General features: G+C 37.9%; 10 protein-coding genes. 3 read left to right on the plus strand and 7 right to left on the minus strand.

Going from position 1 to position 13,142, the window contains the following annotated elements:
• Positions 1 to 107: 107 nt before the first annotated feature.
• Entirely contained in the window at positions 108 to 1,250 is a 1,143-nt protein-coding gene (locus LZP85_RS11645; protein WP_163071294.1) for a SpoIIE family protein phosphatase, read from the plus strand.
• A gap of 32 nt (positions 1,251 to 1,282) precedes the next feature.
• Here the strand turns inward: LZP85_RS11645 and LZP85_RS11650 are convergent, their stop codons facing one another.
• Positions 1,283 to 2,134, minus strand: coding sequence for a CheR family methyltransferase (locus tag LZP85_RS11650; protein WP_025910927.1), 852 nt, complete (start codon positions 2,132 to 2,134; stop codon positions 1,283 to 1,285).
• Between the two features lie 27 nt (positions 2,135 to 2,161).
• Positions 2,162 to 4,915, minus strand: coding sequence for a CHASE3 domain-containing protein (locus LZP85_RS11655; protein ID WP_062686975.1), 2,754 nt, complete (start codon positions 4,913 to 4,915; stop codon positions 2,162 to 2,164).
• A gap of 201 nt (positions 4,916 to 5,116) precedes the next feature.
• Here LZP85_RS11655 and LZP85_RS11660 point away from each other — a divergent pair, with 201 nt between their 5' ends.
• Positions 5,117 to 5,887: a DUF2628 domain-containing protein gene (locus LZP85_RS11660; protein ID WP_062686976.1), complete on the plus strand. Its 771-nt coding sequence runs from the start codon at positions 5,117 to 5,119 to the stop codon at positions 5,885 to 5,887.
• A 51-nt stretch (positions 5,888 to 5,938) separates the two neighbouring features.
• On the opposite strand, the gene LZP85_RS11665 is transcribed toward LZP85_RS11660, so the two are convergent.
• From LZP85_RS11665 to LZP85_RS11680, 4 genes are all read right to left on the minus strand, one after another.
• Positions 5,939 to 6,247, minus strand: a complete 309-nt coding sequence (locus LZP85_RS11665) for an MGMT family protein (RefSeq protein WP_062686977.1) — start codon at positions 6,245 to 6,247, stop codon at positions 5,939 to 5,941.
• A 420-nt stretch (positions 6,248 to 6,667) separates the two neighbouring features.
• Positions 6,668 to 8,389, minus strand: coding sequence for an assimilatory sulfite reductase (NADPH) hemoprotein subunit (gene cysI / locus LZP85_RS11670; RefSeq protein ID WP_119542711.1), 1,722 nt, complete (start codon positions 8,387 to 8,389; stop codon positions 6,668 to 6,670).
• A 22-nt stretch (positions 8,390 to 8,411) separates the two neighbouring features.
• A complete protein-coding gene (locus LZP85_RS11675) occupies positions 8,412 to 10,226 on the minus strand; it encodes an assimilatory sulfite reductase (NADPH) flavoprotein subunit (RefSeq protein WP_119542712.1) in 1,815 nt (604 codons plus the stop codon).
• Positions 10,227 to 10,693: 467 nt separating this feature from the next.
• A complete protein-coding gene (locus LZP85_RS11680) occupies positions 10,694 to 11,461 on the minus strand; it encodes a class I SAM-dependent methyltransferase (RefSeq protein ID WP_206833681.1) in 768 nt (255 codons plus the stop codon).
• A gap of 114 nt (positions 11,462 to 11,575) precedes the next feature.
• Here LZP85_RS11680 and LZP85_RS11685 point away from each other — a divergent pair, with 114 nt between their 5' ends.
• The gene (locus tag LZP85_RS11685; protein WP_206782559.1) at positions 11,576 to 12,466 is read left to right on the plus strand and encodes a LysR family transcriptional regulator; all 891 of its coding nucleotides are present in this window, start codon (positions 11,576 to 11,578) and stop codon (positions 12,464 to 12,466) included.
• 17 nt (positions 12,467 to 12,483) lie between these two features.
• Here LZP85_RS11685 and LZP85_RS11690 read toward each other — a convergent pair whose 3' ends face one another.
• Positions 12,484 to 13,077, minus strand: a complete 594-nt coding sequence (locus LZP85_RS11690; RefSeq protein ID WP_119543155.1) for a DUF6944 family repetitive protein — start codon at positions 13,075 to 13,077, stop codon at positions 12,484 to 12,486.
• Positions 13,078 to 13,142 lie beyond the last annotated feature (65 nt).

Consider the following 13,142-nt stretch of genomic DNA (forward strand, 5'->3'; position numbering starts at 1 on the left):
AGATGTTAATACCACAAGCCATATAAGTTTTGTATAATAAAGCTTAAAAGAAAATGTATGCTTGAAAACTGAATAGTCTTCAAACAAGATAAGGGGAAAGATAAAGAATGGCCATTTTATTGGTAGACGATAATTCCGTCAATTTATTTGTAATTGATAAAATTTTAAAAGGTGCTGGCTACACTGATACCGTATCACTAACATCGGCACAAGAGCTTTTCACCTATCTAAGAGTAGATGATCTTCATGCAAAAACACCGCCTGTTGATTTAATTCTATTAGATATTATGATGCCTGAAATTGATGGTATTGAAGCGTGTCGCCGTATTCAAACCGTCGAGCGTTTGAGAAACATCCCTATTATTTTTGTCACCGCTCTTGAGGACTCTTCAAAGCTTGTTGAAGCACTCGACGCTGGAGGAAGTGACTATATTACAAAGCCCATTAACAAAGTAGAGCTGCTGGCACGCATACGCGTTGCGCTTCGACTAAAATCAGAGCTCGACTGGCACGCTGAGCATGAAAAGAAAATTCAAACAGAACTTGATTTAGCTACAAACGTTCAGCGAAATCTTCTTAGCCAATTGTTAAAAGAAGATGATATTAAAATGGACGTATCCTATTTACCATCTTTTAAGCTCGCTGGAGATATGTATTATTGCCATAAAATTGATAAACACCGATACGGAATTATTTTATTTGATATGATGGGGCACGGAATTTCGGCTTCTCTTGTCTGTATGTTTATCTCATCTGTCCTTAGAGAAGCTATTAAGCTTCTTGTTGATCCTGAGCTTGTGATTAAAGAGTTAAATCGCTACATGACCTTGCTACATACGGAAAAAGATCATATTCCTTATTATTTTACCGGTATCTATGTTGTGATTGATACAAAAAAGAAAACGATCGAATACGTAAATGCTGGGCATCCCCCTGGCTTTATGTTGATTGATGGCAAGGAAGTCTTACCGTTGGAGCGAGGAAGCTGTGCAGTTGGTTTTTTTGATGACATTAACGTCAACAAGTTTACAGTGTCTTTTGAAGAAGATGTTCAACTTCTATTATTTACAGATGGTGCACTAGAAGCGATGGGACCTTCGGAAGTCGAGGCAACTGAACAACTGAAATTAATTACTTCTCAAAAATGGGAGGATACATCAATTATCATGGATCAAATCCTCCCTCCCGAACAGCGTGAAAACCAGCCAGATGACATGTGTTTACTGCTTGTTCAAGCTAAATCTATTTAAAAAGGTCGAGAGCATGCGCTCTCGACCTTTCTTCATGTAGTTATTTTTCGATAAATTCGCTCATTTCCCACAAACTCTTCGTAGAATTCAGAGCCAGCTGAAAAACGCAGCGTTTCTTTATCTCCAAGTCCTAAAAACCCACCTTCACATAAGCTTTCTGAAAACAGCCCATATACTTGCTCTTGAAGCTCATTTGTAAAGTAAATGAGCACGTTACGACAAATAATAACGTGAAACTCATTAAATGAGTGATCTGTTACTAAGTTATGCTGTGCAAAAATGATATTTTTTAATAAGCTTCGATGGAAATAAGCATATAGATGATCGGTTTGATAATACTGTGAAAAGGCTTCTGTTCCACCTGCTTGCATATAGTTTTTTGTATAATCTTTCATTTTCCGAAGTGAAAACGTTCCTTGTCTTGCCTTTTGAAGCACGTCTTCGTTCATATCTGTTGCATATATAACTGCTCTATCTAATAATCCCTCTTCTTGTAACAGGATAGCCATTGAAAATACTTCCTCACCTGTTGCACAGCCAGCATGCCAAATTCGAATTTCTTTATGCTGTCTTAGTAAAGGTATTACCTGCATACGAAACGCTTTAAAAAACGTTGGGTTTCGGAACATCTCTGTTACATTAATTGATAGATCGTTTAAAATTTGCTCTAGAAACTCCTCGTCATGCACAACTTTTTCAATTACTCTTGAAATCGTTGGAATGCCATCGATGTTCATTCGGTTTTGAATTCGTCGGTATACAGAGGACTGAGCATACTTTCTAAAATCAAATCCAGATAGTCGATAAATCGCTTCTAATAGCAGCTTCAGCTCTAGATTTGATTTATACGATGCTTCGTTTACTTCTAGTTGATTTGTATCCATACGTAACATCCTTTTTCATTACTTAACTCAGCTTGCCAACCACACGCGCATCACGGAAAATAACTGACTTAAATCTAACGGCTTGCTAATATAGTCAGACGCTCCTGCTTCTAAGCATTTTTCACGATCATTTTTCATCGCTTTTGCGGTTAATGCAATAATTGGTAAATCAGTTAATTCCAACTCTCGACGAATCTTTTGCATTGTTTCATATCCGTCCATATACGGCATCATAATATCCATTAAAATTAAGTCAATATGATGCTCTTTTGACTCTACAATCTCTAAACACTCAAGGCCATTTTGAGCCGTGATGATGTCCATTCCCTGCTTTTTCAACGCTGTTTGTAAAGCAAAAATATTACGTTGGTCATCATCAACAATTAATACTTTCTTTCCTTGGAATACATTTGAGTCATTTATAGTTGAAGTATCTTCTTCTTGATTGTCAATTTTGCTTTCTACCTGTGTTTCAGCGACTTCCACTTCATTAAAAGTCACCGCCACTTGGTTGTACGCTTCTTCTAGCTGAGTATAATCCACAGCCCCATTAATTAAGCTTGGTAAATAAAGCGTAAACGAACTTCCTTTACTTACTTCACTATGAAGTGTAATAAAACCACCTAAAAGCTTTGCAAATTCGCTACAAATGGACAGCCCTAAACCTGTACCACCGTACTTCCGAACCGTGGCACCATCTGCTTGTTGGAAGGCTTCAAAAATCAGTTCATGCTTTTCTTTAGGAATACCAATTCCAGTATCCCTTACTTCAAACTCGAGCCAGCAGTTCGACTCCACTAATTCTTTTATTGGGTGAGAGATGCTTTCACTTGCTCGTCGAATGAAAATAGATACTTCTCCTTGATGAGTAAATTTAAAAGCATTGGATAGCAAATTCTTCAAAATTTGTTGAACACGCTTTTCATCCGTTATAAACAGATTCGGTACATCATCCTCTTTGTATACATGAAAAGCTACATTTTTCTTTTCAGATACATGAGCAAACTGACGCTCTAGCTGTTGTGGAAGCTCGCTCATGTTAACTTCACTTAGAAGCAGCTCTAGCTTTCCTGCTTCTACTTTTGATAAATCTAAAATATCATTAATTAACCCTAATAAATCACTGCCTGAAGAGTGGATAATGCGTGCATACTCTTCTTCTTCATCTGTAAGCCTATTATCTCCATTTTCCGAAAGCATCTCTGATAGGATTAATATACTGTTAAGCGGCGTACGAAGCTCATGAGACATATTTGCTAAAAACTCAGACTTGTACTGTGAGTTCAATTCAAGCTGATTTGCTTTTTCTTCTAGCTCTTTTTTTGCAACCAGAAGCTCTTCGGACTGATGTTCTGCGTCTCGCGTGCGCTCCTCTAACTGTTCATTGATGGTTTGAAGCTCTTCAGATTGCATCTGAAGCTCTTCGGACTGCGTTTGAAGCTCTTCGGACTGTGCTTGAAGCTCTTCAGTCATTGCTTGAGATTCCGAAAGTAATCGAGCAATTTCCATTCGTCTCGTAACGCTATTTATCGTCAGTCCAAACGTCTCAACCACCTGATTCATAAGCTCTTTTTCAAGCGCAGTAAAGTCTTCTAAGCTTGCTAATTCAATAACCGCGATAACTTCACCTTCAAATAAAACAGGAGCAATAAGCACACTTTTAGGTACGGTTGCACCTAAGCCTGAGCCAATCAATTGATACCCTTGAGGTAAATCTGTTAAGCATAACTGTTTCTTCTCTAATGCACATTGTCCAATAAGCCCTTGTCCCATTTTAAATGATTCTCTTCCTACGTCTTCAAACCGATCAGCAACACTTGCTTCTTTTACAAACTCAATCTCATCATGCTCATCATTTCGAATATAAAATGCACCGCATGAAGCACCTGTTATTTTAGAAACCGTTAGTAGAAATTGCTCAGCTAATGTTCGAATAGACGTAATGCCTTGATACATAGTCACGACTTCTGCCAGGTTGGTTTGAAGCCAATTTCGGTCTTCTACACTATCTAGTAGCTCGTTAGTTGCATCACCTAGCTCTTTGATTTCGTCGTTTGTTTTAACTCTAATTCGCGTATTTAACTGATTTTTTGATGTAGCAATCTGTTTGATTGTATTTGTAACTTCTTTCATTGTATTAACAATTGATCTTGATAAAAAAACGCCAATTACAGTTGAGAATAAGGCGACAAATACGAGAAGACCATACATGCCTAAGGTAATATTTTTATTTTGGCTATCTAATTCCACTGCTCTTTGTTCGGTCATTGCTTTTTCCGTTTCACGAAACGAATTAAATTGACTGCGCATGTCATCCATGTAGCGGCGACCAGAATCTACTTTAAAAAACGATTCTAGCTCTTCTTTGTTACCTTCTTGCTTCCATTTAATTGTTGGTTCTCCAGCGCTTTCAACCCAACTCTCAATGGTTGACTTTATTTCCTTTAGCTTCTCTTGTTGAGAATTATCATCTAATAATCGATATAACTTATTATAATCGTCTCTCCATTGAGATTGTCCTTGTTCATAAGGTGCTAAATAACTTGAATCCCCTGTGAGTACATACCCGCGTTGACCCGTTTCCATGTTCAACAAACTATTTTCAATTCGACCTGTTAACTCATGAATTTGGATATCGTGATCAATAATAAAATTTCGCTCTTGTTGTAACGACTTAATTTGGTTATTTAAAAGAATAATAGCTATAAATAAGCTACAAACAATAAAGAAATAGCCCCCTAAAATCTTTGTTCGTATCCCCATTTTCCATTTCGTTTTCATATATGTTCCTGCCTTTACTTATTCATCTTACAGTGTATCTATTATACACTGAAAAAGATTTTTCCTATACTGTTTTTTAATTTAAAGAACACGGGTTAGCATTCGGGCTAAAAAGTACCTATTAAACACATAAATCTACTTGTTTCATTTCCATTAATAGCTTATTCTAGATTGGATAAGAAAAAAGAAAGGAGGATCTAGATGCTAGATTCAACAATTCATCCTCTATCATTTGATGCTCAACATAAAGTAGTGCAAACCAACACCTCTTACTACCATACAAAATGGAGCTCGGTCACAGACCCTGCCAAAAATAACAGTTGGAACTGGATGGCCTTTTTATTTTTTCCATTCTGGCTTGCCTACCGCAAGTTATATAAAATCTTTTTAATTATTGCGCTGATTGATATCCCACTGCTCGTTGCAACATATATCATTGATATCCCATTTCTAGTTGAATTACTTTTTTATTTGGTGATTGCCATAGTAATAGGAATAAATGCTAATCGTTGGTATTATAAACATGCTTTTAAACTAGTACAGTCCGCTATGGATCTCCCAGAAGAAAAGCAAATTCTTTATTTAAAAGATAAAGGTGGCACACACATCGGTAGTTTAATTGGATTAAACGCACTCGTTATTGCTTTTAGTATTGGTGCTGATTACGGATTATCTTATTTACCGACTAAAACAAATGCTAAAGACATTATGAGGTACAGCGATGAAGGAATAACGCTAGAAGCATTTACGGATAATCCAACGTGGACGTATATCAAAAAAGAAGATAACCATCATATTATTCAGTTTAAAGGCTATGACTATGCTGAAAAAGAACATGTACGCATCCTATTCTATACATATATTCATAAGCAAGTATACGAGTGGCATGAAGTCTACATAAATGGCAAGAAGCTAAGTGATGAAGAAGCTGAGGAATATGAATATTGGATTGAAGATAATACGTGGTATTAAAAAAAGAAGGTGCACGCTACCTTCTTTTTTTATAAATTAGTTTACTAATCACTATTTCTTTTGGTTCAAGCAATAATGTTCTATTATTACTTTTCCTTCTTTTACAGAAATACCTTCTTTCTCTAAAAATGTCGCTTGAGTCCAAGCAGCTTCTTCACTTTTAATTACAATCTCACCTTTTGCATTTACAACACGATGCCACGGTAATTTATGCTTTTGACTCATAGAGTGTAGAATGCGAGCTACTTGTCTCGCTGCCTGTGGGTTTCCTGCTTCCTTTGCAATTTGTCCATATGTCATAATGTACCCACTAGGGATTCTTTGAATAATTTGAATAACCCGCTCCGTAAATTCCTTCAGGGACTTTCACTCTCCTTTTAACTAATTCATTTATTTTAACATGAGCTGTCTTGAAATAGATGCATCAGATAGAGCATTATTAATTTCATTGGTAGCCTGCTGCAAAAACGTAGTTTGCTCATTATTGACAGATACTTTTGTTGTAAGTAATCTTAGTAGATTGCTTATTAAATTCGTAAATTGACTAATGGTAACTGAATCTCTTACTTTAATAACCTGGGGAAGCACACTGCTTAAGATAACAAGAAAATGATAGAAGCTCGCTTCACAATGAACATCCAAAAATCCAATAGGATTATTGATTGATATTACAAGTTCTCCTTTTAAACCGACTTGTCTTTTTAGTATATGTACAAGCTTCTCGTTCGGTTCATGGACTCATAAAAAAAGACAGAGGAGAGCCCTCTGCCTTTTTCTTTCTTAATCGTGGAAGTTCGTACCGTCCGTTACTGCTTTCACAACGCCAACGCGTACAACGAAATCACCGAAGTGTTCACCATCATGACGCTCTTTTGCATAGCGGCTAATTAGCACGCGTAGCTCGCTTAAGATTTCGCTTTCACTGATGTTCTCACGATACATTTTACTTAAACGACTGCCGTCAAAAGCAGCCCCTAAGTACATATTATATTTTCCTGGCGCTTTACCGATAAAGGCAATTTCACCAAGTGCAGGTCTAGCGCATCCATTTGGACAGCCTGTCATACGAATCGTAATTTCTTGATTACGAAGACCGTTTTCATCTAAAATTTCATCGATTTGTTCAATAAGCGTCGGCAAGTAGCGCTCTGCTTCTGCCATCGCTAATCCACAGGTAGGTAACGATACACAAGCAAGTGAACTGCGACGAAGCGCGGAATAATGCTTGCCGTCTGTCAATCCATATTGTTCAATTAATTCACTAATTTGCTTTTTCTTTTGGCTTGATACATTAGCAATAACTAAATTTTGATTGGCTGTTAAGCGGAAGTCTCCAGTATGCACTTTCGCAATTTCACGCAATCCAGTCATTAACGGATAGCCATCGTAATCCGTTACGCGACCACCTTGAACAAATAGTGTAAAATGCCATTTTCCTCTGACACCTTTTTCCCAGCCATAGCGATCGCCGTTATGTTCAAAGTGAAATTCTTTCGCTTCTTCAAGTTTCCACCCTAGGCGATTTTCTAATTCTTTAACGACAGTATCTAACCCTAAGCGATCAACCGTATACTTAAAGCGCGCGTATTTACGCACAGAGCGGTTACCGTAGTCACGCTGAATTGTAATAATTTTTTCAGCCACTTCAAGTATTCGGTCTGGTGTACAGAAACCAATCACTTTTGCTAGTTGCGGGTACGTTTGCTTATCCCCGTGCGTCATCCCCATGCCGCCGCCGATTGCAACATTAAAACCAACTAGCTTACCTTCTTCAACAATTGCAATAAAACCTAGGTCTTGAGAGTATACGTCAACATCATTTGATGGCGGCACCGCAATTCCAATTTTGAATTTACGAGGTAGGTATAACGGGCCGTACATTGGCTCAGTTTCTTCATCCACTTCAGGCGTTGAAGCAACTTTTTCTTCATCTAACCAAAGCTCATGATATGCTCGCGTACGTGGTAATAGATAATCACTGAGTTGCTTTGACCATTCAAATACTTCTTCATGAATGTCAGATTGATACGGATTTGGATTACACATCACGTTACGATTTACGTCACCACATGCTGCAATTGTATCAAGCATTGATGCATGGATATCTTGAATTGTTTGCTTCATGTTCCACTTTAAAATACCATGCATTTGAAATGCTTGACGTGTTGTTAACTTAAGCGTGCCGTTTCCGTATTTCTGAGCTAAATCATCCATAACAAGCCATTGTTCAGGCGTTGAAACTCCACCTGGTGTACGAACGCGAAGCATGAACTGATAAGCTGGCTCTAGCTTTTGCTTCTGACGCTCGTTACGAAGATCACGGTCATCTTGCAAATAGCTGCCATGAAATTTCATTAAACGATTATCGTCATCCGAAATTCCTGAGCTAATCGGTTCAAGCATCGATTCCTTTAACGTACCGCGCAGGTAATTACTGTCTTCTTTTATACGCTCAACGTCACTTGGAGGACCTTCGGGCGCTTTTAAAATTTTGTTAACCATGTTGAAACTCTCCTTTCAATCCTCAATATACGTCGCGCTGATAACGCTTTTGCTGCTGCATATCAGCTAAATATTGCTCTGCTTGTTCACGGCTTACATTGCCTTCTTGTTCAATAATATCAATTAGCGTATTGTGCACATCATGTGCCATATGCTTTTCGTCTCCACAAATATAAACAACCGCACCTTCTTCTAACCACTCAAAAAGCTCTTTACTATGCTCTTTCATACGATGCTGAACATATACCTTTTCAGCTGTATCACGTGAAAATGCAACATCCATCTTGGTAAGTACACCGTCCTTTAACCACTGTTGCCATTCCGTTTGGTATAGGAAGTCTGTTACAAAGTGCTGATCGCCAAAGAACATCCATGACTTACCTTCCGCACCAACCTCTTCACGCTCTTGCATAAACGAACGAAACGGTGCAACTCCCGTTCCTGGACCCACCATAATAATTGGCGTTTCAGGATTGCTTGGAAGCTTAAAGTTTTGATTATGTTGAATATAAACAGGTAAAGTATCACCTGGCTGTAAGCGTTCTGCGCATAAAATAGAACATACGCCTTTACGCTCTCTTCCGTGTGAATCATAGCGCACTGCTCCAATTGTTAAATGCACTTCATCAGGATTAGCTTCTAAACTACTTGCAATTGAATATAAACGTGCTGGTAGCTTGCGCAATAAGGCAACAAAATCTCCAACTGAAACTCCAAGCGGACCAAAGTCTTTAATAAGGTCTAAAAGATCACGCCCATAGACATACTCTTTTACTTTTGCGCTATCACTGATAAGAGCATGCAGTTCTTCATTTCCTGTAAGCTTTGCCACTTGTTCAAGAAGCGGTTTTGTTAATGTAGTAATTTCAAAGTTTGAAATGAGCGCTGCACGTAGAGAACGCACATCGCCTTGTTTGTTCACCTTCACTACTTCATCTGGGTTGAAACCTAGCTCCGAAATTAATGAATCAACAAGCTCAGGATCATTCTCTGGATAAACGCCCAAGCTGTCTCCAGGTTCAAACGTTAATCCAGAACCTTCTAAAGATAGCTCTAAGTGACGCGTTTCTTTATTTGATCCGCGACCATTTAAGTTTAAATTTTCTAGTACTTCTGCTTTAAATGGATTCGTTCTAGAGTAAGTTGATGGCTGAGCTGATGCGTCTTCCACTGCTACAGCAGCCTCCATTTGAGCGCCGCTACCTTCACTTAAACCATTCAAAACACCTTCTGTCCACTCTGCTGCTAGTTCTTCAAAATCTAAATCGCAGTCAACTCGTGGATATAAGCGCGTACCGCCTAGCTCTTCTAAGCGTTGGTCAAACTCTTTTCCTGTTTGACAGAAAAACTCATAAGAACTGTCTCCAAGAGAAAGAATTGAAAAGCGTAAATTTTCAAGCTTTGGAGCGCGTTTTCCGTGTAAAAACTCATGGAATGAGAGCGCGTTATCAGGTGGCTCCCCCTCTCCGTGTGTGCTTACAACAATGAGCAAATTCTCAAGTTTTTTAAGGGTATTGGGTTTAAATTCACTCATAGATGCGACTTTAACATTAAAGCCTTTTACTTCTAATGTTTTACCCGTTTGACCTGCCAAGTTTTGAGCATTTCCTGTTTGAGATCCATAAAGGATTGTTACGTCTTTAGACACAGGCTGAGCAACTGATACGCTCTGCACTGATTCAGCAACAGGTGCTGATACTGCTGCTAGTGCTGAACCGCTCGCAGCCAAGTATCCCCCTAGCCAAATTTTTTGGGATTCTGTTAGCGTTGGTAGTAGCTTATTTAATAATTCTACCTGCTCTTGATTAAAAGGACTGTTTGTGACCTGAAGTTGCAAAAATATCCACCTCACAAAGGAATATAAAGCTTAGTATGTATACAAATTATACAAAATGATTTCATTATTCTGACGAATATTTCTCTAAAAATCTCTTAATCTCTACTATTCCTATTTTTTTAATTGATTTTACACTAAAATTCAAAATTAGTAAAATACAGATAATTTATTAGTTGTATTAAAAATATTAATATGAGGCTTCAGAAAACATAATAATGGTATTTAAACAAAAAGGAGCTAAAACATAACGATATGATTCCTTCTCAAAGACGAAGTATTACTTTATTATAATAGTTAGGTTGTAAAAACAAGTTCGTTGCATTGCGCTACAGACACTCTTTTTTAAAATTATCTTCCGAACCAACCAAAAACATCCGAACTATCAAACAGCGTTAACTGTCGACAATTCGGACAGATCATTGACTGAAATACTTATGTCCCAGCCTCTAGTTTATAGATGAACTATTTCATTCTCTTATTGCCACTATTCGAATACGTTGATAATCGGCTTCAAACTGACCTTTTATATACAGCTGTGGCTTAAGATGCTTAGTGACTTGTCCAAAAAGGTGTGTCTTCTCACTATGACTAAGGCCTGTCACAAAATCACCAGCAAAACTTTCTAACCATTGCTGCATACCGTCCTCACCATCAGCTAACGGTGTAATGCGATTAAAGTGCTGTGCAAAGAGCACTTTAAACCCGGTCTCTTCAAGCAACGCGCTATATTCTCCTATACTAGGAAAATACCAAGGGTTCCTTTCTTTTGCATCAATGCTATATTCATGTTGTAGAAAATACGAAATGCTCTCAATGATGGTTTGAATATTTCCTTTTCCACCGAATTCGGCAACAAATCGCCCTTTTGGTTTTAAAGCTTGATAAACTGATGATAATACACCTTTAGCATCTTTCATCCAGTGAAGCGCTGCGTTTGAAAAAATCGCATCGTATGGTTGATTAACTTCGAATGACTGTCCTTCTCCGACATTAAATTGTATGTGTGAATACTTGTTTCTAGCAGCATTAATCATTTCTTCGGAATAGTCTATACCCGTGACTAACGCATTATGCTCAGCAATTTTTGCAGTTAAATCACCTGTACCGCATCCTAAATCTAAAATCCGTTCACCTTCTCTAGGAGAAAGAATATCAATTAAACTTTCACCATACTTTGAAACAAACTGCATCTTTTGGTCATATAAAGAAGGATTCCAAACATTTATTGAGTTCATTTTTAACTAACCCCTTTTTAGAAATATTTGTTATATTTATCCTACATACTAAATGATTTAATGGCTAATATATGGTAGCTATTACATTGATAGTTTAAAACTATGGAGGGAAAAATGGAGATACGCTTATTTCAATATGTAATAGAAGTCTACAAGATGAAAAGCTTTACGAAAGCTGCTGCGAATTTACATATCGCTCAGCCTTCTTTAAGTAAACAAATCTCCAAGCTAGAAGATGAGCTGGGTATTTTATTATTTAATCGTTATTCAACTGGTATTGAAATAACAGAGAAAGGCAAGCTGTTTGTTGTAAGAGCACAGGCTATTTTACGTATGCATGACAATTTACAAAAAGAGCTAGAGGATTCCAAAAACATAAAAGAAAATAGTATCACAATTGGCGTTACCCCTATCACAGGTGGACATGTTCTTCCTCCTTTGCTAAAGCAGTTTATGCATCAGTATCAAACTGTAAAAGTAAAGTTTCTGGAAGACTCAAGCGAAAATATACTGAAATTATTGGTCAACGCTAAAGTAGATTTTGCTTTGCTATCACTTCCGATTAAAGATGAACGCTTAAAATATGAACCTTTTTTAACAGAAGCTCTCTACCTTGCTGTTCCAAAGAATTCGCCCAATTGGCTACCACCTTTATCGAATCGCTTAACCGATTACGAAAATTGCCCATTCATCTTATTAAAAAGCGGGTTTGACTTTCGCTCGAAGGTACTCTCTTTATGTGCAAATCACCAGTTTCAACCAGCAGTAGCTTATGAAACAAGTAGTATTGAAACAGCTCAAGCATTAGTTTTGAACGGCCTTGGAGTTACCATTGTTCCTGAAATGGTTATTAAACATGATAATCCTTCCACAATTCGCTATATAAAACTAGAGCACGCTACGCGTACGCTTGTATTCGCTCACGTTAAGGATTTTTACCTTAGTCAAGCTTCAAAGAACTTTATACATATGGCAAAAAGCACCGAAGTTTCTACTTTCAACTAGAACCTCGGTGCTTCCTTTTATTCTTCCTCTTCTTCTATAACCTGACCGATGAACGATAGTACAGATCCACCTGCTTGAATCCAGCTTCCAAACACATTTAATACTTCTCCTTTATTATCTTCATCAGAACCATTATCTGTCCCTGTTGCTTCTTCTAGTTCTTCTGCTCTTAAATCATAGCCATCACCTAGAGCTTGCATCGAATTCCCAATAATTTGCATGATATTTCCGACGATGCTATATACCTCTCCAATATTTGAGTCGTCCTTTAACTCATCTCCTAAAGCAGCCGCTCCTCCCAAAGCTTGCATTAAGTTTCCAGAAATAGTAAGACGAGTTTGTGTTTCCCCTTCTTCTAACAAAAGAAGGCCTGCAACAATGGTGGAGTTGCCGACAGCTTGAATTTCGTTTCCGATTTTTTCGAGTGAGATTTCTCCTTGCCTATCTGCTTCTAATGCGTTACCTGTTCCCTGAAGTAAGTTTCCCCAAAGATTTAAATTGTACTTAGCTTGTTCGGAAAGCCACCAGAAAGGCGTACTTCCAACTGCGGCCGTTATGGTTCCGATAGCGGCAATTGCAGCTCCAACTACTTCCAATTGTCCATTATCCATCTATGCCACGCCCCGTCATAAAGTTCTTTTTACAGCATATGCATGAGAAATTGAAAGTGATTTCA

The organism is Priestia flexa, from assembly GCF_021441905.1.
In the GTDB taxonomy this organism is placed as follows: Bacteria; Bacillota; Bacilli; order Bacillales; family Bacillaceae_H; genus Priestia; species Priestia flexa.

What these genes read in the sequence shown, in the direction of transcription:
- LZP85_RS11645 (WP_163071294.1), top strand. Translation starts at nt 108, where the DNA reads ATGGCCATTTTATTGGTAGACGATAATTCCGTCAATTTATTTGTAATT.
- LZP85_RS11650 (WP_025910927.1), bottom strand. Translation starts at nt 2,134, where the DNA reads ATGGATACAAATCAACTAGAAGTAAACGAAGCATCGTATAAATCAAAT.
- LZP85_RS11655 (WP_062686975.1), bottom strand. Translation starts at nt 4,915, where the DNA reads ATGAAAACGAAATGGAAAATGGGGATACGAACAAAGATTTTAGGGGGC.
- LZP85_RS11660 (WP_062686976.1), top strand. Translation starts at nt 5,117, where the DNA reads ATGCTAGATTCAACAATTCATCCTCTATCATTTGATGCTCAACATAAA.
- cysI (WP_119542711.1), bottom strand. Translation starts at nt 8,389, where the DNA reads ATGGTTAACAAAATTTTAAAAGCGCCCGAAGGTCCTCCAAGTGACGTT.
- LZP85_RS11680 (WP_206833681.1), bottom strand. Translation starts at nt 11,461, where the DNA reads ATGAACTCAATAAATGTTTGGAATCCTTCTTTATATGACCAAAAGATG.
- LZP85_RS11685 (WP_206782559.1), top strand. Translation starts at nt 11,576, where the DNA reads ATGGAGATACGCTTATTTCAATATGTAATAGAAGTCTACAAGATGAAA.
- LZP85_RS11690 (WP_119543155.1), bottom strand. Translation starts at nt 13,077, where the DNA reads ATGGATAATGGACAATTGGAAGTAGTTGGAGCTGCAATTGCCGCTATC.